Origin of the sequence: Corynebacterium stationis, from assembly GCF_001941345.1 — a bacterium.
Lineage (GTDB): Bacteria > Actinomycetota > Actinomycetes > Mycobacteriales > Mycobacteriaceae > Corynebacterium > Corynebacterium stationis.
On the sequence record NZ_CP009251.1, the window covers coordinates 2,104,815 to 2,127,037 of the forward strand.

A 22,223-nucleotide genomic window follows, 5' to 3' on the forward strand; every position below is an offset into this window, starting at 1 on the left:
CGACGCCTTCCTTTCTGCGTGCGCGAAGCCATTAAGACTGATAAGCATATACCTACTTCGTGGCCACCGTTGAAAACAGCCGCGCAAGTGCATCACCGTCGGGAAGATTCTGCGGCTCAAAGGTAAAATTGTCCGCAACATAATGGAACCCGGCGCGAATCGGTTGGCCATCGGCAACAATTCTGCGCCACGCTTCACGGTAGATGGCCAGCTGCAACGCCGCATTGTCCATATCACGACCTTGTGGTGGCCGGCCAGTTTTCCAGTCCACCACGAACCAGGAGCCATCTGGTTCTTTAAAGACTGCATCCATACGTCCGTTAAGAATCTGCCCACCGGAGTTAAAACGAAATGGCGTCTCCACTGCAAAGGGTGTGCGATCCGCCCACGCCGATTCAAGGAATTTCTCCTTCAAAGCTTCAACATCAGCGATTGGCACTTCGCCGGTTCCTGGCAGTTCATCTTCTTCCAGCAAGGCTTCCATGCCAAAGCGTTCTTCCAGCCACGAGTGAAAGGCTGTACCGCGCTTGGCATAAGAATTTGGTTTAAAAGGCACAGGGCGACGGCGCCGGCGCGCAAACTCCTCCGGGTCAGTGGATAAACTCACCACATCAGAGGCCGTGAGCTCACTGGGCATAGTTACTTCAATCACCGGTGTGGTCAGCGCACGGTGTTCTTCAATCAGTGCGGTAGCATCGCTTTCCCACAGCCCAAATTCCTCACCGGATTGTGCCTTCGGCAGTTCCTGCTTAGCGGCATCGACAAGCAGCGCGCCCGCAAGTGCTTCTGGGGTCGGCTGCAAGAAAGGAAACTTCGCTGCATCCATCGCCGTATCAGCAGCCTCATCAGCAGGGTCTTCAGGAATAGTCCACTCCACCACGAGGTCGGGGAATTTCTCCGCCAACATCTCGAGGTAAACATACGGCCCCTTCTTCGATCCATGGCCGGCCTTGTAGCTATTGGTGCCACCGCCGGTAACGGTCAAAGACTTCTCCGTGCGCGTCATCGCCACATAGAACAACCGCGCGGATTCCTCCGCGTTGGCGTCTTTGTACTGCTTATCCAAAGCCTTCGCCGCTTTGCCATAATCCGTGCGCGTTACCGGTTTCTCATCGCCATTTTTGTCATATTGCGGCTCCGGTTCAATCACATCCTCATCAGAGGGAACCTGTTCGACTTTGGTGATGAAAGAATTCGCTTTGGCACCATACGTCGTCGAATCCGCATGCAGGACACAGACATGCTCCCATTCCAAGCCCTTGGACTTGTGCACGGTAAGCACCAGCACGCGGTCATCGACAGCCGGGACTTCGCCGGGATCCAGACCATCTTCATGTTCGCGGGCAAGGTCCAGAAAATCCAGCAAGCCGCCGAGGCTATCTCCTTGATAACCAGCAACAATATCGGCAAATTTATCCAGATGCGTTGCACCGCCGGCACGGTTTCGCGACAGCACTTCGGTGCGCAGGTTGAAGATAGCTTCAATATCAGAAAACAAGTCAGCTAGGGATTTGCCCAAAGAATAGGTTCGCAGGTGGCGCAGCTTCGACGCGAGCTTTTCGATGCGCCCTCGCCCCTCCTCGGTATAGCGCTCCGCCTCACCCATATCGGCCACGGCATCAGCTAATCCCAACACCTGCTCAGGACGGTGTGTGGTGGCACTAGCTACTTGCCGGTGCAGCTGCGCGCGCAGGTGCTCGAGCGGATCATCACCTGGGGCATACACGACGCGTTCATCCGATGCGCCAGTCATATTGTCCACGCGCTGGCTCAACGCCAAAATGTCCGACATGCCCAGCCCACATAGCGGACCGGCCAAGATACGCAGTGCTGCAGCAGAGTCTTGCGGGCGTACCAGCATGGTTGCGAGTGCGACTAGGTCTTGGACTTCTGGTTCCCACAAAAGACCACCTAGGCCAACGATTTCATAAGGCACGCCTTCTGCTTCCAAGTGGCGTGCGATCTCGGCCGCATGGCGGTTGGTGCGAACTAAGATAGCCGCGCTTAAAGGATCTTTATTTTCTTGGGTTTTGTCATAGATTGCGCGCATATGACGTGCAACGAATTCGCGCTCTCTTTCTTGGCTTTCAAAATATCCCAACTGCACATCGCCGTCGTCGGCGCCAGGACGCGCGCTGAGCCTATCGACTGGGCGCGGATTAGCGCCGGCAAAGATGTCATCTGCAACAACGTTGGCTAAATCCAGCACGCGGGAAGGATTCCGCCACGACACCGTCAGCTGATCTTGTGGCGCCGGAGTGGAATCGTCTACAGGAAAGTCCCTCACAAACTCGTTGAGGTTCTCGGTGGTCGCACCACGCCAGCCATAAATCGCCTGCATCGGGTCACCGACGGCAGTAACGGAAAGATTCGGGTGCGCAGTTCCGCCGAAGAGACTGCGCAATAACACACGCTGCGAGTGCGAAGTGTCCTGATATTCATCAAGCATGACCACGCGGTAGCGCTGACGTTGAATCGCACCAATGCCTGGGTTTGCGGCAGCTACGCGCGCTGCAAAAGACATCTGCTCGCCGAAACTAACTACTCCTTGAGCATGCTGTTCTGCTTGCACCGCTGCAACAAGCTCCAGATACTCCACGCGAATTCTTTGCACATCGAGAATCTTTTGTAATTCTTGAGAAAACTCCGGGCCACTCTTGCGCGCTTTCGGCAGCTCAGTGGCATCGCTGAGCATAATCCGTGCATGCTCGCGGATATCTTCTTCACTCATGAGCACATTGCCCATGTTGTCCGCGAGTTTCAGCACGGTCTGCGCCACGGTTGCCACCGAAGTCTTCGTGGTCATCTCACCCTCGAAGTTGCTGACTATCTCATGGGCAATCGCGAAACGCTCAGCATCAGTAATCAGCCGCGCGCTGGGCTCGACCGGCAGGTACAAACCATATTCGCGCACCAATTCACCCGCATAAGAGTCATAGGTAGATACCTTCGGCGCAATCGACTCTAAAGACTTAGCCACCTCACTGCCTGGGGCGAACAATCCTGTATCGCGCAGTTGAATCAAGGATTTGCGGATGCGCTGTTCCAGCTGCTGTGCGGCCTTGCGGGTAAAGGTCAGGCCTAGTACTTGTTCGGGGCGCACCAATCCGTTGGCAACCAAAGACACCACGCGTGATGCCATGGTTTCGGTCTTTCCGGCGCCTGCGCCCGCAGTCACCAGCTTCGGGCCGAGTCCACCAGCAATGACCTGAGCTTGTTCATCGGTCGGCGCAAACTTTTTGCCGACTGCCGCGGCAATATCCGCGGGAGAAAAATTAGGCGTTGACATCAGTAGTCACCTTTCCTTCAGCTTGCACCGGGCAAATGGGTTTCAGTGGGCAGCGATCACACTCGGAGCTGATCCTGGCGGTTACCCGCGGGCCAGCTAATTCCTCCAGCAAAGGCGGCAGCGCCGCTGCGAACTCTGCCAGCTCCTCATCTTCTTTCCGTGCCTGTTCTGCTGTGCCAATCTTCTTCGTATCCACACCCGGATATACCAAGGTCGCGCCATCGCGTTCTTCTCCCTGCGGCGAGGAAACTACCCTGGTGAAACCGTCAACCTGGCGCAGTTCACCGTGGGCAAGCACCAGTTGATAGGCCATTAGCTGCGGGTGCGCAGAAGTCTCTTCATCAGAGGGCTTATACGCGCCCGTCTTTAAGTCAATAACGCGCAGGCCACCGTGCTCGCCATTCTCGCCGACGGCACGCTCCAGACGGTCCATATAGCCCCGAATGCGCACCCCTGGCTCGGTTTCCACGTCCACGCGCACTTCCACATCGACAAGCTCTAGCACTCCGCGGGTTTCTTGAATCCACTGGTTGGTACGCACCAATAACCGTTCAAACTCTTCACGCTCTTGCGCGCGCTTCCAGGACGGCGAGGTCTGAACCTGGGAGAATGCCTCGACGGTTTCCCGGCGCGCTAGTTCTTCATCAGCTCCACGTCCTAGCGCTTCCATGTATGCGTGAGCCAGGTTGCCACGCACCAAGTGGTAAGTATCGCTGGTGTTATCTGCCGTGTCTTTCAACATCGCGTTCAACGGGCACTTCAACAGCGCCTCAATGCGCGAGGGGCTCAGCCGTGGATTGTTATTTAACGGCTTTTCTTCAGAGATCGTCTGGGTTGCCCACCACTGAGCAGGGTCAGCACCCGGCACGCCAGCTTCAGCCAAACGCGCAAGTTGCCGGGCAGCTTGTGCGCGTGCGGCCTCAGTTGCTTGAGGGTTCCCGACCACCGTGCGCATCTGGGCAATAAACGACGACACCGATAACACGGATACTTGCAGCGGATCGATTTCTTTGTCAGGTTCGTGTATCTCGACGGTCGCGGGCGGTTCTAACCCCATCTCACGAGCAAGCAACTGCTTACGGAAGGTTTCTTGCCGCGCCAGTCGTTGCAACTGCTCAGGGATATTGCGAGCACGCCCTGCACGATTAGCGAATTCATCAATAAAGCGTGATGGTTCAGCAACTTCATCACCATCTGGATTATCAATTGCTACCAACAGCATGCGTGAAGTGTGCCGCGTGGTGGCAACGTGGAATAGACGGCGTTCTTCATGCAGGCGGTCTGCGATGTTGTTGACGGGAATATTTGGATCGATGCCCAAATCCACTAGATCGATGAGTTCTTCTTGGGCAAAGATAGTGCCGGTCTCCCCCAACGCCGGCCAGGCACCTTCTTGGGCGCCAACGACGGCCACGGTGTTAAATTCCCGGCCAACTGCACCGTGCGCGGTGAGAATGCTTACGGCATCCGGCACAGCCGTGCGCCTATCGCGTACACCGGTCGGTAGTACTTGCTCGGTGATGTGGTTGATAAAGGCACTAAGTTCGGCGCCGGGGCGACGCTCTGAGTAGTCACCTGCGGCGTCAAAAAGACTCATCATGGCATCTAAGTCACGGTCTGCTTGTGAACCCGTAGCGCCACCGCGCAGGGACGAGTTGCGCAGACGGTTAGCTAGCTCGGTCTTATGCCAAATCGCCCACAGCACTTCTTCCGGCGAGCCATTGTGTTTAAGCACTTCGCGGCCGCTATTTAAGATGCCAATGATGCGCTCTAAGGCCGCGGTTTCGTAGTTGTTGAGAACTTCTTGCAAAGACTCCTCGATTTCTTCGCTCGCGAGAATCTCCCGCAGCATATCCATACCGCGAGCTTCTGGCTTCCAGCGGCGCAGCGCACGAATCAGGCGACGCAAGCCAACTGGGTCAGCACCACCGATGGGACCCGTTAAAAGTTCTTCTAAGTCTTTATTATCCAGTGGTTCTTCAAGCGCCCGCACGGCTAAAAGAATCGCCGCCACAAGGCGTTGTTCAGATAAGACAACGTCCGTGGGATTGATGTGTACGGGCACGCCAGCGGCCAGCAAGGTACGGCGGATCAGACCTAAATCTCCCGAAGAGCGCACAATACACGCGATGTCTTTCCACGCCACCCCGTCATCTAAGTGGCGCCGGCGGATAAAGTCCGCCAAAACGTCGCGTTGCGTGCGCTCTGAATCAACGATGCTCACGCACGCTGGTTCGGGATTACGCAATGGCGTAGACAAATCGAGTTGGTGCTGCGCTGGAAAGGTTTCTAAAAAGTCGGTTGTTGCGCCGCGGAAAGCAAAGACCGCCTGGTTAGGGTCGCCACCGATAACAACTAACTTGGCCGACTTCGCTAGACGCCGAATCAACTCACCTGAGGTGGGATCCAAAAGCTGTGCCTCATCCACCACAATGGTCTCCCACGGATGTGATTGCGTAAGGTGCTCGCGCAATAGCACTTGGGTCACCAGCTCTGCTGCAGAATAAGAGTGCATGCCGGATAGCGCCATGACTTGCTCATATTCACGCAAAAAGTGCCCGGCTGCAGTCCACATGGGCTGGTTATGCTGTGTGCCCAAGTCAATGAGCGAGTCTGGGGTTTGCTGCCTTTCGATGGCGCGCAATAAAAAGTCACGTAGTTGGCGGGCAAAACCGACATAGCCCAAGGCAGGGCGAATCTCTGCCGGCCAGTCGCCTGCATTATTTTCTACATGCCCTTCTAGCAGCTCGCGAATAACGGCGTCTTGCTCAGCACCAGTAATCAGACGAATTTCTTCGTCGCTATCTTGTCGCAACAAAGCAAAGGCCAGTGAGTGAACCGAGCGCACAATGGCGGATTCGGCAATAAATTCTTGACCTTGCGCCGCTGCCAAGCGTGTGGTGATATCTTCGCGCAGACGCGAGCCAGATTCTTTCGATGCCGCAACCACCAGGATGCTATCGGGGTTTTGTCCTAGCTCAATCTGGTGCAGCACAGTATCTGCTAAAAAGCTGGTCAGGCCCGAGCCAGCGGTTCCTTTCACCACATAAGACCCCGCGGTGGGAAAGGAAAGATCCCAGGTGCGCGGGGTGATATTTTGTTCACGCGGGATTAAACGCGTGGCAAGATCAATGCTTCCCTCAAGACTCATGCACCCATTGTCGCATTGACACGGGACAACAGATATTCTTCGACCCTCTCAATGTGTGAACGGGTGTACGATTTCGACTCCGGGTGCAGGTTATTAACGTGCCTGCGATAGGCAATAGCACGCAAAAGCAGCTGGTCGATGCACGGAACATGCGCAAAGCGATCGCAAATACCGTCATCACACGCACCGGCGATGAGTCCATCAACAATGACTAAAGCCGCCGAGTAGCCTTTCGGCCGCGGTGCAGCCGTGGGAATAACGTCGACGATCGCAGGTGACTTAGAACCGGAGTAAATAGTGGTGCCCAGCAAATCTGCATGGCCTATGACCACAGGGCGATTGGCGGGTAGTTCTTGGTAGCCTTCGCCAGTTTCTTTCCAGGCGATTTCTTCAGCTTGTGCGAATACATCATCCCGCGCAAGCACCTGTTCGGACTGCTCCAGCAAGACTTCATCCCAGCGCAAAGCAAGCGCTGCGGTTTCATCGACACGCTTGCTCAGCTCTCCGGGCACATGCTGATTGGCCTTCCAACCGCCGACCACAAACCTGCCATCGGTCGCGCGCATGGGGCGCACCACACGTGCTCCGGGAATTTCTAGCTTAAGACGAAGCTTGGCTGACCAAGCGGCGATATCGGTCGCGCGTGCAAAGACTACATCGCCCATGCGCCACCCATAATCCCAAGCCCCGGACATTTTCTCCGGTTGGCTAACGCTCGCGTTAAAAGCACTTAAAACCTGCTCAGAAGGCTGCGGAGATGCAATTTGTGCCATCGATTTTCCTTCCTACTTGGTTTGCGGATAAGGCCACGGGTTTGGATTACACGTGATGTCTTCGTCAGGATAGACCTCTTCCGGAGACAACTTGAGCAGCTCAGCATTATTGAGTGACAAAGTCTGCTGCATCATCACTGGCGCTAACTCTTTATCGCCACCGCAAGCCTGGTGCTCGGCATAACCTATGGCATGGCCAAATTCATGATTAATCAAGTACTGGCGGTAATTGCCCAAGTCGCCTTCAAAAGGAAGTGCGCCGCGCACCCAGCGAGCTTCATTAAGCAAGACCGTCGATTCCCCAGTAATACGGGTGTGGCAGGAAGTCTCCGTCTCTAATTCCGCACCGCATAGCTCCGCTGCAGTCGACAAAGACGTGAGCTGGATGCGGGTATCCGGGCGAGAATCTGCCGGCACGTGGACAAATTTATAGCGATTGTCCTTCGACCAACCGCGTGGGTCTGCCAAGGTGGCATCGACCATCGTGGCAAAGGCAGTGTCTCCACCATAAGGGGTGGTATCAATTCCGTTTTCTACTTCCACGGAATAGCGGACGATAACTTCGCGTCCTTCCCCGACGTCTTGACCAGGGGTACCAACGGGGCGGAAAGTGCCATCGCCGCCGTCGGAAAAAGCCCCACCGGCGGGAAGCGCATTGGTTACCGCTGCTACTGCAGCATCAACTTCTGCTGGATCCGGGCCGGTTTCTTCAGGCTTTTGCTCCGCAGCCTGCTGCGAAGTTTGCACCGAGGTGGCATCAGTAGCCGGCTGCGAATTGGCTGCCGACTTATCCACCGCAATATCTACTAGGACCCAAACCGTCAACACCGCCAGAATTGGGATGGCAACAACTCGCCACCATCCAAATTCTTCAGCGAAATGCACAATTTTTTGTACAACAGGGTTGGCTTCTAGACGCTGTGACGCGCGAGAAAGATTGGGCCTAGAAGAATTCATGTGCCTTAGGTTACCGGGATCTTATACGCCGGCGAAACCAACCTGGCGCTGGCTGGTGCTGCCCACCTCAACGTAGACAACGCGGTCGGTGCGCACGATGAACTTCTTGCCCTTTTCATCCTCGATTTCAACATTCGAGTTATTAGCAAGTGCCTCATTAATTTGCTGCAGGTAACCGTCCTGCTCACCTGCCACACGAATGACAAGCTCACGAGCAGTATCAGCGAAACCGAACTTAATATCCATAAAAATTTCTCCTATCTTTTTCACTTACTAGCCCCACTATAACCCCGACAGATAGTATCTAGGTGTGTCAGTTAACAACACTACTTCGCCGACCTTTGCGGCCATGGGTGTTGCAGCAGAGATCTGCGACGCGCTCGCGGCCCGAGGTATTACCCATACCTTTGCCATCCAAGAACTTACTTTGCCGATCGCATTATCCGGCACCGATCTGATCGGCCAAGCCCGCACCGGCATGGGTAAAACCTACGGTTTCGGGGTTCCTTTATTAGACCGCGTTTTTGACGCCGCTGACGTGCCTGAACTGGACGGATCGCCGCGCGGCTTAGTGGTGGTTCCAACCCGTGAATTGGCGGTCCAGGTGGCTAATGATTTAGCTATCGCTGCGGCCCAGATTCCCGTGCGCGTAGCAACGATTTTAGGTGGCCGCGACTTTGATGAACAACGGGCAACTTTGCGCGCCGGAGTCGACGTTGTCGTAGGCACCCCAGGTCGGTTGCTTGATCTCTATCAGCGCAAAGATTTACGCCTGGATAAAGTCTCCGTCTTAGTTCTCGATGAAGCCGACGAGATGCTGGATTTGGGCTTTATGCCCGATATCGAAAAGATTTTGGCGGCTCTGAGCGACTTCCCGCATCAAACCATGCTCTTTTCGGCCACGATGCCCGGCGCGATTGTGCGCCTAGCGCGGACTTTCATGACGCAGCCGCTGCATATTCGTGCTGATTCAGAATCAGCTGCCCCCACCCACGCTTCGACGCGACAAGTAATTTTCCAAGCCCACCGCATGGATAAGCTGCCGGTGTTATCAAGAATCTTGCAAGTACCCGACCGCGGTCGCACCATTGTCTTTACTCGCACTAAGCGCATGGCGGCGCAAACTGCGCAGGAATTAGCTGACTTAGGTTTTCATGTTGGTGCAGTGCATGGGGATTTGCACCAGCAAGCACGTGAGAAAGCCCTGCAGGGTTTCCGCGATGGCACAGTTCCAATCTTAGTGGCCACCGATGTGGCATCCCGCGGCATTGACGTTGAAGATGTCACTCACGTCATCAACTACCAGGTACCGGATGACGCCATGACTTATGTCCACCGTATTGGTCGCACCGGCCGCGCGGGTAATTTTGGAACCGCCATTACTTTGGTTGGCTTCGACGAGCTGCACAAGTGGCAGGCTATTGACTCGGAATTAGACCTGGGCCAGCCTGAGCCGCCGCAGTGGTTTAGTACGTCAGAAGAATTCATCGACAAGCTAGATATCCCGGCTGATGCTCAAGACGCTGTGGGACCTGCACGCAAAGTTGCTGGCGGAGGCGTTGGCGGTGGTGGTCGCCGCCGATGAAAGCCCCCATACTGCGCCGCACGCGCGCTGATTGGCTCGCACTTGGTGTTATCACGGCGGTTACCGCTGCCGCGGTGGGACTGAGCGTTGCAAATTCAGATATTTCGCACGCGTCCTTAAGCCCAGTGTCACCTCCTGGTGCTGAACATCAAGCAGAGCTTTTAGACTCTGTACCCAACTCCTTGGAAGAAGCATTCCGGGTGCCACATGATGGTGTGCCTGGGGTGTATAAGCCTGTAGTTGCTCAAGGTTTGCTCATTAGCAATGATGCACACACCGTTACCGCAACTAATCCAGATGGCTCCACAGCATGGACTTATACCCGCGATAACGTGCAGATTTGTTCTTTAGCCACGGCGTGGAATCGCGTGGTCATTACTTTCCGCAACGGCCGCGGCTGCGGTGATGTGGTCGCCATTGACGCCGCGACTGGCCACTATGCCCATACCCGCAGCGCGAATAACTCTGATGAAGTCATTGCGATCTCGTCTAATGACCGCGTGGGCACGGTATCTTCTGACCGCGTGGATTTATGGCGCTCTGATTTGGTGCGCACCGTCGAATATGGCGATGTTGAAGCCAAGCAAGAACCCGATTTGCAACCGCACGAAGAATGCACGATTAACTCAGCACTCACGCGTACAGAACTGCTGGTCGTCTCCGAATCATGCCCCGGGAACACACAAGTAGATCATTTGCGCTTTCAAACGACTACTCCGGAAGATTCCCGCGAGCCGGAGTTAACGCAAGAAGTCACCATCGACGGTGATGGGGCACGTCTTGTTGCCGTTGGACAATCCGCCGCAGCAGTATATGTGCCAGGTGAAAGGCCTGCGATCATCTCCTATAACGATGACGGCCAGGAAACCTCACGCACGGATGTTGCCCCCTCTGCAAAAATCCGTGACTCGGCATCGCCTTTTGCGGCTGCGACCGCTGATTTACCACACCACATGACGTGGTTCGATGGCGAGCGTCTATATCTGTTTACCCCGACTGCCCTGCGCGTTACGCAGGTTATAGAGCAAGCCATTGGCACGGGAGTAACTGCTGGGGACAAAGCCTTAGTCCCCACCCGCGAAGGCATTGATGTTATCGATTGGACTACCGGTGATGTCCAACGCAGCATCCCCGTGGACCGCGAAGGTTATGCCGGCGAGGTCTATCTCGCTATTGCTGATGGCAATATTGTGGAAGCCCGCGACGGCGAGCTGGTGGCGTTAACTAGTAGTTAAGCGCGAACCATTCGCCGGAGCTTTTCACGCCGAAGATCAAAAATACGGTCAAAATGGCGGATACTAAGGTTACAATTCCCAAGAGGATGGATCCGCCAGTCATCATCTGGAAAGAGCTCGCGCCGAGGATGAATTCCACCAGCACGATGGCACCGCGTCCCCATCGCTTGCCGCGCGTCATCGCCCAGGATGAGGCGATGACAAATCCAAAGATGATGAAGATGAAGATGGCGGTTCCTGTGCCCACGTGCGAAGCAGTGCTTGTCGATGTCACCATCGAATCATTTTCCGCCCCCGTAAAATCACGCACCATGAGAAATGCCCCAAAGACGATCGCTACTAAAGACTGCAGCGAGGCTAAAATCGCCGCGTAGAGGATCGACGGCGGTGGGGTTGGCCCCTTTGTCACTTGCTTTTTATTCTTTTGGCTCACGCGCCACATCATACTTTGGTTTGGTGCGCGGTGGTTAACCAACATCCACCCCCTTCCCCACATGCGATTTGACGCACACCACGAAAGTACACTCACGTGTGTTTTTTAAAAACTGCAGGTTATCCACCCGGGGGTCTAAGTAAGTCAACCCTAAGTTGGTTAATATTCTTAAGTCACCAGGGGTGACAAGCGTTAGGTTAGTCACAATTTGACCTTTACCCCTAGCCAACGGTAGGGAAACGTGCGATTATTTCCAAGTAGCAAAAACAACGAACTGTTTAACAGTTCCTAACTTTGGGTAAGCCCGAAGTTAACGCCAAGTAAATAGCGCGGTCGAGCGACGCGAACCTGATTCCCACTGACTCACCGCCTCTTGGCACAAACCACGAACACTTTTGCGTTGCCTGCGCGCAACGCGTGAAACCGCTGTCTTTTAAAAACTAGTTAGGAGCATTAACCATGGATTGGCGCCACGAAGCAGTATGCCGAGATGAAGACCCAGAACTGTTCTTCCCAGTAGGAAATTCCGGCCCTGCACTTTCCCAGATCGCAAAAGCAAAGCTTGTCTGCAACCGTTGCCCTGTTGCAACCCAGTGCATGAAGTGGGCCCTGGAGTCCGGTCAGGACGCTGGTGTTTGGGGCGGACTGTCTGAAGAAGAGCGTCGCGCACTCAAGCGTCGTCGCAACCGCGGCCGCGGCCGCACCCGTATCTCCGCTTAAGAGATACCCACCCCAATTTATGTCCCGGCGTTCTTTGCCGCTAAAGTAAACAGAAGTTCATTTGACCCCAATATAAGGAGTATGCGATGAGCAAGCGTGGTCGTAAGCGTAAGGATCGCCGTAAGAAGTCCGCTAACCGCGGCAAGCGTCCTAACTCATAAGACAAGCCCTCAAAGACCCCGTCATTAATTTGACGGGGTCTTTGACGATCTGAAGCAAGGTGGGTTTCAATGACTGGAGAAAGAAACGCTAGCGCGAGCAAAAGAAATAGGCATGCAAAGCCTTCCCAGTTTGCCCCACTCCCCTTAGTTATCTTTGGCAACTAGGCTGTAGCCATGCCAAGACGCAGCACCATCGCGGATACTACGGCGAAGCAGGCCTAGCCCTGCCAGTGCACCGTCGTTTGTGACATGTGAATTTGGTAACTGATTTTTTCCCGCAGCGTTTTTGGCGCATGCGTCGACTTGTCGCATCCTTTAACAATCTGGCGAACAGTCTCTTCCGAGTCCAGGCGCGAGGAACAACACGAGCACTCCGAAATGCGAGTGCGAATCTCTTCGGCTCTTTGCGCAGAGGTGCAATTATCTAGAAGTTCGCAGCACAGACGCTCTATTTCTTCGGAGCTGCACCGCGAGTGATCTTCTTTCGACATTAGTTGTCCTCCATATCCGGGTGTCCTATTCCAATTCCTTGTTCACGGGCTACATCCTTCAACGCCTTTCGCAGTAATTTTCTTCCCCTATGAAGCCGGCTCATCACGGTTCCCAAAGGAGTTTCCATTACGTCAGCGATTTCTTTGTAGGCTAAACCGACAACATCGGCGTAGTAGACCACCATCCGGTAGTCCTCCGGCAAGTCATTCATGGCCTCCGACACCGTCTGGTTCGGCATGGACTTCAAGGCCGCAACTTCCGCTGATTCGAGGCCCGTCGAGTCATGGCCGGAGGTGGTATAAAGCTGAAAATCTGTCAGCTCATCTGCAGAAGACTCCGTGGGGCGCCGCTTGGCTTTCCGGTAGGAGTTGATATAGGTATTGGTCATAATCCGGTACAACCAGGCTTTGAGGTTCGTTCCCTGTTTATAGGAATCGAAAGCGTTGAAAGCCTTCAGATAGGTTTCCTGAACCAGGTCCTCTGCATCCTGCGGATTCCTGGTCATGCGCAGGGCGCCACCGTAGAGCTGATCAAGCAGCGGGAGCGCTTGTTCCTCGAAAGAATCAGCCACTGGCGTCCTCCTTGTAGTATTGGCAGCCATCTTCACTATTCTAACCTCATGGCAAAAACTCCAGCGCTACAGGTAGTGGCAGTTTCCGGTACCCAGCACACCATCCATACTTTTGATGCCGGTTCCAGCAATTTTGGCGAGGATGCAGCCCATTCCATGGGTGGAGATCCCACACGTATTTTCAAAACCCTGGTTATTGAATTATCCACCGGCAAGTTAGCCGTGTGCGTTATTCCGGTGCCAGAAAAGCTCAACCTCAAGCGCGCGGCGAAGGCTTTCGGCGTGCCCAAAGCAGCCATGGCGGAAACGGCGAAGGCGCAGCGCTCCACCGGATATGTCCCCGGCGGTATCAGCCCGCTGGGGCAGAAAAAGAAGCTTGCTACGGCTATTGATTCCAGTGCGCAAGACCATGACACGATTTATGTCTCCGCGGGTCGCAGAGGGCTAGAGCTAGAAATCTCGCCAACATCGCTTGCAGCGCTTTGCGATGCCACCTTTAGCCAACTATCTTTGAGCAATTAACTCTGGATAATCATTTCTGACATTGCCCACTGCTTTATCCACCGGGCGAACTTCAAATAGCTCCCGCAGCTGCTTTGGCGTCGGCTGCAAAAGTTGCTCATCCATGCTCCCTGTAAGCCACGGGCGGATCTCTTCTTCCGTTAAAAAGCGTGGCAGTCGGTTATGCAGCCAATCCATGGGTTCTAGGGCTTCGGTGGTCACCATGGTGGCTGACAGTCGGTCTAGGCCGGTTGCCCATAGCCCTGCTACCCACATCAGCTCCCCGTCACTGCGGGTGACATAATTCGGGACTTTCTCATGCCACTCGTAATAACCGTTCATGGGAATCACACACCTGCCAGATCCATTTGTGCCTTTGTAGGCATCCCGGAACGAGGGCTTGGACGCGACAGTTTCGCCGCGGGCATTAAACAGTGGTGGCCCCTCGAGGTCCTTTTTCCAGTGTGGCAAAAGCCCCCACCGCCCCGGATCCACTTGGGCTAGGGATTCTTGGACGCGGATGACGGGCACCATCATCGTCGGGGCAATATTGTATCTAGGTCCTGGCACTCCGTCGGGGGCGTGGACTTCTTTAATTCCAGGCAGCTTTCCCACGTGGTCTAGGAGCTCGGAGGTGAATAAAACAAATCGTCCGCACATGGCTCTATTATGGTTGATATGACAAATTCGTGGACTGCACCCGTGGCCCAAGGCCCTATTCAATGGACCCAACCGATTCCAGGGTCCAAATCAATAACCAATCGAGCCTTCATCTTGGCCGCCCTTGCGGACTCCCCCTCGTTGCTGCATAATCCGCTCACCTCGCGCGATACTGATTTGATGGCGCAGGCGCTGCGTAGCTTAGGCGTTGGTGTTGAAGCTGAAGGCGATGATATTCGCATCACCCCCGGTGAGCTTTCCGGTGGTTTCATTGATTGTGGGCTCGCGGGTACCGTCATGCGTTTTATCCCGCCTGTGGCAGCGCTGGCCTCCGGTCCAGTGGAAATCGATGGCGATGAGCAGGCCCGCGTACGCCCCATGGCAACCATGTCGCAGGCGTTGCGCGAGCTCGGCGTGGAAGTCTCAGCTGACACGCTACCGATGACCGTGACCTCAACTGGCGTACCGGCCGGCGGCGAGCTCACCATTGACGCCTCCGGCTCCTCTCAGTTCGTCTCTGGGCTACTGCTTTCGGCTCCGCGTTATGAGCAAGGGATTACCGTGCGTCACGAGGGAGGCACCTTGCCTTCAATGCCGCACATCGAGATGACCGTTGCCATGCTGCGTCAAGCTGGCGTGGAAGTTGAAGTAGGCGAGAATTGGTGGAAGGTTCACCCAGGCACTATTCAAGGTGGCACCTGGAAGATTGAGCCGGACCTGTCTAATGCCACCCCATTTTTGGCAGCTGCGCTGGTCACCGGCGGAGTCTTAACCGTCAATGACTGGCCAGCCACCACTACCCAACCAGGAGATGCTTTCCGCCAGATCATCATGGATATGGGCGCTACTGCTGAGCAGACTCCGGAATACTTCCGCGCTGTCGGTAATCCAGAAGGCAAGCTCAAAGGCATCGAGCTTGATATGTCGCAGATTGGCGAGCTGACCCCCACCGTCGCTGCTCTCGCTGCTTTAGCAGATACCCCCTCGCGCCTGACCGGCATTGCGCACCTGCGCGGGCATGAAACTGACCGTCTCAAGGCGCTGGCTACCGAGATTAATAACCTCGGTGGCGATGTCACTGAGCTTGAAGACGGCTTAGAAATCAACCCTGCGCCTTTGCACGGTGGGCTGTGGAAGTCTTATGCCGATCACCGCATGGCTACCGCCGGCGCAATTATTGGTCTGCGCGTTGAAGGCGTAGAAGTCGACGACATCGACACCACCGCAAAGACCTTGCCGGGCTTTGCACAGATGTGGGAGAAGATGCTCAACGCTCATGGCTAGACGGTATGACGAATCTGATGTCCGTGTCCGCCCCGGCAAAGGCTCACGCCCACGCACCAAAGACCGACCTCTACACAAAGACGCGAAATTTGGGATGGTTATTACCAAAGACCGCGGCAGGTGGGGTGTTGCGCTAGATTACGGCCCCACCGTAGTCGCTATGCGTGCGCGCGAAATGGGCCGCACGCCGGTGGAAGTCGGCGACCGCGTCGGTGTCGTAGGAGATACTTCAGGGCAAAAGGATACGCTGGCGCGCATCGTCAAGCTCGAAGAGCGCACCTCTGTGCTGCGCCGAACCGCTGATGACACTGACCCTTATGAGCGCATCGTCGTCGCCAATGCTGACAAGATGTTGATCGTCACCGCGGTCGCAGATCCACCACCGCGCGAAGGTTTTGTCGAACGCGCCCTGATTGCGGCCTTTGTGGGCAATATCGACCCCATTTTGTGTCTAACCAAGACCGATCTAGCAGATGCTGCCCCCTTTGCCGAGGCTTTCGCGGACTTGAACGTCACGGTTGTCGAAGCCGGCGTCGATGACGGCCTCGAGGCTGTTTCACAGATTATCTCCGGGCATGTCACCGCGCTCATTGGGCATTCAGGCGTTGGAAAATCCACCTTGGTTAACCGCTTGGTTCCTGATGCGTTTCGTGAAACCGGCGAAGTTTCAGCAGTCGGCAAAGGCCGTCACACTTCTACCCAGTCTGTTGCGCTGCGTTTGCCCGATGATGCCGGCTGGATCATTGATACCCCCGGTATCCGCTCCTTCGGGCTGGCACACGTGGACGCAGACACCGTCCTCGAGGTATTTTCCGACCTCGCGGCTATCGTCGAGGACTGCCCCCGTGGCTGCAGCCATGCCGGTCCCCCAGCCGACCCAGAATGTGCCCTAGACACAATAGAAGAGGGCACCTCGACTGCGCGCAGACGCGACGCAGTAAGGGCCCTCTTAACTGCCTTACGCAGTAACGACGAGTACTAGCGCTGCTCTTATCGAGCAGCTCCGTCAAGAAAGCTCGATTAGAGTAACTGCCCTAAAGAAGCTCGACGAGGAATGGGAGCTCGCTGACATCGTAATAAGCCATGAAATTATCCAAGGCATCACCGACAGCGAGCTCAGCATCCTGATCGCCTAAATCGGCGGTGTCTATGACCTCGATGGCTTTCGCCGTCGCAGCCTCAGATTCTTCGACGTCAACGTGTACGCACACAACGTCATCTAAGCTCACGCGCGCAGGATCCAGCTTGACTACTGGGTCGCCCATATCGGGCATCGGAGTAATCTGTGCGTCATCGATATCCGCGGAGATGACCACGCGACGGCGTGGGAAGTGTGGTTCATCGCCGATTGCCAAAAGACGAAGTGAAGCCATGGAAGCTTCGAGGAATGCCGAGTAGGCAATCTCTTCTTCATCACCTTCGGTGTAGAACTCATTGAGCGCCTGCGTGGAGGCAAAGCCCCAACCAGAGCGCGCGAAGAACTCACTATTTTCATTGAGTTCCACCAGCATGTTGAAAGTCGCGGGTAGGTAGACGCGCACTTTAGAACTCACCCTCGAGGTCGAAGACTGCCTGGACTTCCACGCTGGTGCGGTCAAAGACCGTGTACAGCATGCCAATCATGCCGTTTTCTACCGCAGCACGAACATTGAGAATGTTGTCATCAACCATCACGCAGTCGCTCAATGGCAAATCGAGCGCATCTGCAGCAGCCTGGAAAGCAGCGCGATCTGGCTTTTCTGCGCCCACCTCACCAGAGAGGATTACCGCATCTACTAGGCCCTTGTATTCCCACTCGCGGATAGGTTCTGCAGCAGGGCCACCTGGGTCATTAGACAAGATCGCGGTGTCGACCCCATTTGCTTTAGCCGCCGAGAGCAGCGTCTTCCAACGCTTTACGTCTTCGTCTGGCCCGTCTAAGACGCCGACATAGTCAACGATCAGTCCACGCATGTAAGTGCTTCCTCCAAAAAGATTTATACGAAATTAAACTCGAGACTAGCGCAATCTCATGTAATAATGCTTGCTAAGCCCACAATCTACCGCCTGGGATCCTCATTTGAAAGGTCCCACCACGTGTATCAACCGATCCCTGGATGTGCTCATTTGATGCGCTTTATCCCAGACGACCCAATTATTTATTCAGCTCCATCCAGCAACATGGACTCTGAACAAAAGGTGTTCACCAGCAAACTCATAAAGATCGCGCTCGATGTCGCCTCCGGCTTAAGGCCTTTGGCGCATTTATCACCCAGGTACTTTGACCCCTCTATCCTCACGCATTTGAGCTCATGGTCTCGAATCCACGGTCGCAATAATGCGCGGATGTGGATGAAATCACTGCACGCGCGCGAAGATGGCGAATACTTCGGTACCGCCATCTTGGGTGATAAGCAGTTCGCATTTACCGGAAGGCTTTCTGCGCAACAGGACAAGCTGCGCGCCTTCCGGCTGCTTTAGGCCTGCTTTTGCTCCTGCTCTTGGGCAGTCATCTGCTTGCGCAACATGAACAGCTGGCGCACGGTTTCTTCCTTGATGCCTTCGTTCATGGCGTTGAACATATCGCCGCCTTCCTTTTGGTATTCCACCAAAGGATCACGCTGTGCCATCGCGCGCAGGCCGATGCCTTCCTTGAGATAGTCCATCTCATACAGGTGCTCGCGCCACTTATTATCAATGACCGGCAAGATGATCATCCGCTCAGTATCACGCATTTGCTTCTCACCACCGATAGCAGAAATACGTTCTTCCAAGTCGTCGTACTGCGCCAAAGCATCAGTGACCAATGCGTCGGTAAGTTGCTCGGCGGTAAGTTCACCTGGGGCGCCGTACTCGGAGCCATCGACAAGCTCTTGTGCATCAATATTTGGCCCGTACAAGACGTCCAAAGCATTCCACAGCTGGTCTAGGTCCCAGTCCTCGACATAACCCGTAGCAGTTGCTGCAGCGACATAATCAGCGACAGTGTCAGCGACCATGGAACGGATATTGTCCTTGATATCGGATGCTTCCAAAATCTCACGGCGGGTTGCGTAGACAACCTTGCGCTGCTCGTTGAGGACCTCGTCGTACTTGAGAACGTTCTTACGCATCTCAAAGTTCTGGTTCTCAACCTGTGCCTGCGCGCCCTTAACGGAATTGGACACCATCTTGGAGTCAATCGGAACATCATCTGGAACATTCAGGCGGTTCATCATGTTTTCCATGGACTGGCCAACGAAACGCACCATGAGCTCATCACGCATGGACAAGTAGAAACGAGACTCACCAGGGTCACCCTGACGGCCTGAACGACCGCGCAGCTGGTTATCAATACGACGCGACTCATGACGTTCCGTACCTAGGACGTAGAGACCGCCGGCTTCACGGACTTCATCACCGAGGCGCTTGGAACGCTCACGCTCATCCTCGATTTCTGCGTCCCAGGCTTCCTGGTATTTCTCTTCATCATCGAAAGGATCAAGCCCGCGCTCGCGCAGCTTCATATCCAAGATAACTTCGGGGTTTCCGCCCAGCACGATATCGGTACCACGGCCAGCCATATTGGTAGCAACCGTAACGTTGCCGGGGCGACCCGCACGCGCAACGATATTGCCTTCTTCTTCGTGGTACTTCGCGTTGAGCACATTGTGCTTCACGCCCCGCTTGGTCAAAAGCTCCGACAAGTATTCCGAGCGTTCCACAGAGGTGGTACCAACCAAAACTGGCTGCCCCTGCTCCACGTGTTCGGCAATGTCATCCACAACGGCAGCAAACTTGGCTTCCTGCGTCTTATAGATGCGGTCAGAGTGGTCCTCACGCTGGTTCGGACGGTTAGTTGGGATAGAAACAACATCCAGACCGTAGATGGAATTGAGCTCCGCGGCCTCGGTCTCTGCGGTACCGGTCATGCCAGCGATCTTGTCGTAGAGGCGGAAGAAGTTCTGCAGGGTAACAGTCGCCAGCGTCTGGTTCTCGTTTTTAATCTCGACGCCCTCTTTGGCCTCGATAGCCTGGTGCATACCTTCGTTATAGCGACGGCCCGCAAGGATACGACCGGTAAATCCGTCAACAATAAGGACTTCGCCATCGCGCACGATGTAGTCCTTATCGCGGGTGAACAGCTCCTTGGCTTTGAGCGCATTGTTTAGGTAGCTCACCAGCTGGGAGTGTTCAGGCGCATAAAGGTTATCGATGCCCAATTGGTCTTCGACGTATTCCACGCCTTCTTCCAAGACACCAATGGTGCGTTTTTTAATGTCAACCTCATAGTGGATGCCCGCGCGCATGCGCGGAGCCAGGGTGGCAAAGACGCCGTAAAACTGCGACGAGCCATCAACCGGGCCAGAAATAATCAACGGAGTACGAGCCTCATCGATCAAGATGGAGTCCACCTCATCGACGATGCAGTAGTGGTGTCCACGCTGCACGCAGTCTTTCAGGTTACGAACCATGTTGTCGCGTAAGTAGTCAAAGCCAAGCTCGTTGTTGGTCGCGTAGGTGATATCGCAATCATAAGCTTCCTTGCGCTCCTGCGGACGCATGTCATTTAAGATCACGCCAACAGATACACCCAACCAGCGGTGCACACGGCCCATCATCTCCGCGTCACGACGCGCAAGGTAGTCATTGACAGTCACAATGTGCACACCCTTGCCTTCCAAGGCATTCAGGTAGGCCGGAAGCAGGGAGGTCAACGTCTTACCTTCACCAGTGCGCATCTCAGCAACGTTGCCAAAGTGCAAGGCCGCGCCACCCATGATCTGCACCTTGTAGTGCTTCTGGTTCATCACGCGCCACGCAGCTTCGCGCACGGTGGCAAATGCCTCAAGAAGGATGTCGTTGAGTCCTTCTCCGTCGGCTAAGCGCTTTTTAAACTCATCGGTCTTGCCTTTGAGCTCTTCATCGGAAAGCGCGGCAAAATCGTCTTCAAGAGCAATGACTTGGTCAGCCATTTTGTCGAGCCGCTTGACGGTACGTCCTTCACCCGCCCGTAGCAGCTTGGAAAGTCCAAACACTTGTATTTTATTCCTTTACTTCCACGACATTGTTGACTAGCTCCCCGCTATTGTACGCAAGAAACGCATTAGTACTGCCTTAGCTCCCCAGTAAAACGTAGAAAGCTCAGTCGCACTTGCTTTCAAATGCGACTGAGCAAACTAGTTAAGACTTAGGATTCTGCGTCCTCGGTCAAAGAAATCAAACCATAGTCAAATGCGTGACGACGGTACACCACGGATGGCCGCTGCGTTTCTTCATTGATGAAGAGGTAGAAATCATGCCCGACCAGTTCCATCTCGCTCAAAGCATCATCGACGCTCATTGGCGTTGCAGTGTGCTCCTTGGAGCGCACTACCTGACCTGGGCGCTGGTCCTCAACGGTTTCTGCGTATGGGTCAACCAGGCGGTCTTCGCGCGCCTGTGCACGTGCTGCCTCTGCATCAGCAACGATTTCAGCAGCGAGTTCTCCAGTGCCCTTGCGTGCACGGTGGCCGGACTTGGTAGCTTCACGGCGCACTTTAACCTTGCGCAGCGAACGTTCCATCTTTGCCACAGCGGTTTCTAGCGAGGCGTAGAAGGAATCTTCCTTTGCTTCTGCACGGGCAATGTGTCCCTTGCCAGTGGCGGTAATCTGAATGCGCTCTGCCTGCGCGTCACGGCGAGGATTTGGCTCATGCTGCAGTTCTACGTGGAAGAAGGTCAGCGTTGGATCAAGTCGTTCGATCTTTGCCAGTTTTGCCTTTACTCGGTCGGAGAAGTGCTCTGGCACCTCAACATTGCGTCCAGTAATGGTGACCTTTGCTGCGGTGGTGGTGTCGGTCATGACTTGCCTCCCTGTGATCGCGGGGTCAAACATTTGGACCCCTGGGGCCGGATGTACTCACAAGCAGTAAACAATCTCTAGTAGGTAATTGTTTACTAGTTAGCAATTGCTACTGTGTGTGACAACTCCCATTCTAGCAGTGGTCATAACCTATGTCCCTAAACATCGGCAAAAACTAATCCCCCGGCGATTTTCGCCCCCGCTCCACGCAGTACTTCTACGGTGGCAGCAAGCGTGGAACCTGTGGTCATAACATCATCAATCACCATGACCGGGGACTTTGGCGCGGGGGCATAGAGCTCGACGCTGCGGCGCATATTATTGCGACGTTCTTCAGCCGAGAGGGTGGACTGGTCGGCAGCCCCTTTAAAAATCCGCACGCACCGATGAACTTCCCTTCCCGTAGCGCGGCACATATCCACCACCGGGTCCCCGCCTCTCAACGCCGCTGACTTTTTACGCGTGGGGGCAGGCACGAGCGCCACCGTGGCTGGAATATCTCCACGGGCAACCAAATAGTCCAATGCTGCATGTATCACCGCTCCAACATGAGGACGTACCGCGCGATTGTTATATTCCTTCATCGCCAAGATGATATTTCGCCGCAC

Annotated in this window: 21 protein-coding genes; 8 read left to right on the forward strand and 13 right to left on the reverse strand. The window is 54.9% G+C overall.

What is annotated here, in order from left to right:
- Positions 1 to 52: 52 nt before the first annotated feature.
- Genes CSTAT_RS09805 through CSTAT_RS09825 form a run of 5 tightly spaced genes read right to left on the reverse strand, consistent with a single transcriptional unit; the run spans position 53 to position 8,416 of the window.
- Positions 53 to 3,289: an ATP-dependent helicase gene (locus CSTAT_RS09805; RefSeq protein WP_075723307.1), complete on the reverse strand. Its 3,237-nt coding sequence runs from the start codon at positions 3,287 to 3,289 to the stop codon at positions 53 to 55.
- Positions 3,276 to 6,440 (reverse strand): ATP-dependent DNA helicase, encoded by a 3,165-nt coding sequence (locus tag CSTAT_RS09810; RefSeq protein WP_083640817.1) that lies wholly within the window; start codon positions 6,438 to 6,440, stop codon positions 3,276 to 3,278. Before CSTAT_RS09810 ends, CSTAT_RS09805 begins: the two co-directional genes overlap by 14 nt.
- Positions 6,437 to 7,213: a hypothetical protein gene (locus CSTAT_RS09815; protein WP_066795633.1), complete on the reverse strand. Its 777-nt coding sequence runs from the start codon at positions 7,211 to 7,213 to the stop codon at positions 6,437 to 6,439. The genes CSTAT_RS09810 and CSTAT_RS09815 overlap by 4 nt, the downstream gene beginning before the upstream one ends.
- A 12-nt stretch (positions 7,214 to 7,225) precedes the next feature.
- Positions 7,226 to 8,170, reverse strand: coding sequence for a DUF3152 domain-containing protein (locus CSTAT_RS09820; protein ID WP_075723308.1), 945 nt, complete (start codon positions 8,168 to 8,170; stop codon positions 7,226 to 7,228).
- A 21-nt stretch (positions 8,171 to 8,191) separates the two neighbouring features.
- Positions 8,192 to 8,416, reverse strand: a complete 225-nt coding sequence (locus tag CSTAT_RS09825; protein ID WP_066795640.1) for a DUF3107 domain-containing protein — start codon at positions 8,414 to 8,416, stop codon at positions 8,192 to 8,194.
- A gap of 103 nt (positions 8,417 to 8,519) precedes the next feature.
- Between CSTAT_RS09825 and CSTAT_RS09830 the strand changes: the two genes are divergently transcribed.
- Positions 8,520 to 9,755 carry a DEAD/DEAH box helicase gene (locus tag CSTAT_RS09830; protein WP_075723898.1) on the forward strand — a complete coding sequence of 412 codons (1,236 nt, stop codon included), beginning with the start codon at positions 8,520 to 8,522 and terminating at the stop codon, positions 9,753 to 9,755.
- Positions 9,752 to 10,990 (forward strand): Rv3212 family protein, encoded by a 1,239-nt coding sequence (locus CSTAT_RS09835; protein WP_075723310.1) that lies wholly within the window; start codon positions 9,752 to 9,754, stop codon positions 10,988 to 10,990. The genes CSTAT_RS09830 and CSTAT_RS09835 overlap by 4 nt, the downstream gene beginning before the upstream one ends.
- On the opposite strand, the gene CSTAT_RS09840 is transcribed toward CSTAT_RS09835, so the two are convergent.
- On the reverse strand, positions 10,980 to 11,423 hold the full coding sequence (locus CSTAT_RS09840) for a hypothetical protein (protein ID WP_191372999.1): 444 nt from the start codon (positions 11,421 to 11,423) through the stop codon (positions 10,980 to 10,982). The genes CSTAT_RS09835 and CSTAT_RS09840 overlap by 11 nt on opposite strands.
- Positions 11,424 to 11,882: 459 nt before the next feature.
- Between CSTAT_RS09840 and CSTAT_RS09845 the strand changes: the two genes are divergently transcribed.
- Complete coding sequence (locus tag CSTAT_RS09845) at positions 11,883 to 12,143, forward strand: WhiB family transcriptional regulator (RefSeq protein ID WP_066795645.1); 261 nt, start codon at positions 11,883 to 11,885, stop codon at positions 12,141 to 12,143.
- 86 nt (positions 12,144 to 12,229) lie between these two features.
- Positions 12,230 to 12,304 (forward strand): 50S ribosomal protein bL37, encoded by a 75-nt coding sequence (locus CSTAT_RS14005; protein WP_095066802.1) that lies wholly within the window; start codon positions 12,230 to 12,232, stop codon positions 12,302 to 12,304.
- A 490-nt stretch (positions 12,305 to 12,794) separates the two neighbouring features.
- Here CSTAT_RS14005 and CSTAT_RS09855 read toward each other — a convergent pair whose 3' ends face one another.
- Entirely contained in the window at positions 12,795 to 13,397 is a 603-nt protein-coding gene (locus CSTAT_RS09855; protein ID WP_066836820.1) for a sigma-70 family RNA polymerase sigma factor, read from the reverse strand.
- Between the two features lie 18 nt (positions 13,398 to 13,415).
- Here CSTAT_RS09855 and ybaK point away from each other — a divergent pair, with 18 nt between their 5' ends.
- Positions 13,416 to 13,889, forward strand: coding sequence for a Cys-tRNA(Pro) deacylase (gene ybaK, locus CSTAT_RS09860; RefSeq protein ID WP_075723313.1), 474 nt, complete (start codon positions 13,416 to 13,418; stop codon positions 13,887 to 13,889).
- Here the strand turns inward: ybaK and CSTAT_RS09865 are convergent.
- Complete coding sequence (locus CSTAT_RS09865; protein WP_075723315.1) at positions 13,872 to 14,528, reverse strand: SOS response-associated peptidase; 657 nt, start codon at positions 14,526 to 14,528, stop codon at positions 13,872 to 13,874. The two genes, ybaK and CSTAT_RS09865, sit on opposite strands and share 18 nt — an antisense overlap.
- 18 nt (positions 14,529 to 14,546) lie before the next feature.
- Between CSTAT_RS09865 and aroA the strand changes: the two genes are divergently transcribed.
- Together aroA and rsgA are read left to right on the forward strand one after the other, a co-directional pair.
- On the forward strand, positions 14,547 to 15,812 hold the full coding sequence (aroA, locus tag CSTAT_RS09870) for a 3-phosphoshikimate 1-carboxyvinyltransferase (RefSeq protein WP_211273007.1): 1,266 nt from the start codon (positions 14,547 to 14,549) through the stop codon (positions 15,810 to 15,812).
- A complete protein-coding gene (gene rsgA, locus CSTAT_RS09875; protein WP_075723319.1) occupies positions 15,805 to 16,794 on the forward strand; it encodes a ribosome small subunit-dependent GTPase A in 990 nt (329 codons plus the stop codon). Before aroA ends, rsgA begins: the two co-directional genes overlap by 8 nt.
- Before the next feature lie 52 nt (positions 16,795 to 16,846).
- Here the strand turns inward: rsgA and CSTAT_RS09880 are convergent, their stop codons facing one another.
- Together CSTAT_RS09880 and CSTAT_RS09885 are read right to left on the reverse strand one after the other, a co-directional pair.
- Positions 16,847 to 17,353, reverse strand: coding sequence for a DUF6912 family protein (locus tag CSTAT_RS09880; protein ID WP_066795667.1), 507 nt, complete (start codon positions 17,351 to 17,353; stop codon positions 16,847 to 16,849).
- Between the two features lies 1 nt (position 17,354).
- A complete protein-coding gene (locus tag CSTAT_RS09885; RefSeq protein WP_066795673.1) occupies positions 17,355 to 17,765 on the reverse strand; it encodes an HAD family hydrolase in 411 nt (136 codons plus the stop codon).
- A gap of 123 nt (positions 17,766 to 17,888) precedes the next feature.
- On the opposite strand from CSTAT_RS09885, the gene CSTAT_RS09890 reads away from it, so the two are divergent.
- A complete protein-coding gene (locus tag CSTAT_RS09890) occupies positions 17,889 to 18,272 on the forward strand; it encodes a hypothetical protein (RefSeq protein ID WP_066836834.1) in 384 nt (127 codons plus the stop codon).
- On the opposite strand, the gene secA is transcribed toward CSTAT_RS09890, so the two are convergent.
- From secA to CSTAT_RS09905, 3 genes are all read right to left on the reverse strand, one after another.
- On the reverse strand, positions 18,269 to 20,809 hold the full coding sequence (gene secA / locus CSTAT_RS09895; protein WP_075723320.1) for a preprotein translocase subunit SecA: 2,541 nt from the start codon (positions 20,807 to 20,809) through the stop codon (positions 18,269 to 18,271). The two genes, CSTAT_RS09890 and secA, sit on opposite strands and share 4 nt — an antisense overlap.
- 152 nt (positions 20,810 to 20,961) lie before the next feature.
- Entirely contained in the window at positions 20,962 to 21,615 is a 654-nt protein-coding gene (gene hpf / locus CSTAT_RS09900) for a ribosome hibernation-promoting factor, HPF/YfiA family (RefSeq protein ID WP_066795679.1), read from the reverse strand.
- Between the two features lie 158 nt (positions 21,616 to 21,773).
- On the reverse strand, positions 21,774 to 22,199 hold the full coding sequence (locus tag CSTAT_RS09905) for a ComF family protein (RefSeq protein ID WP_228385250.1): 426 nt from the start codon (positions 22,197 to 22,199) through the stop codon (positions 21,774 to 21,776).
- Positions 22,200 to 22,223 lie beyond the last annotated feature (24 nt).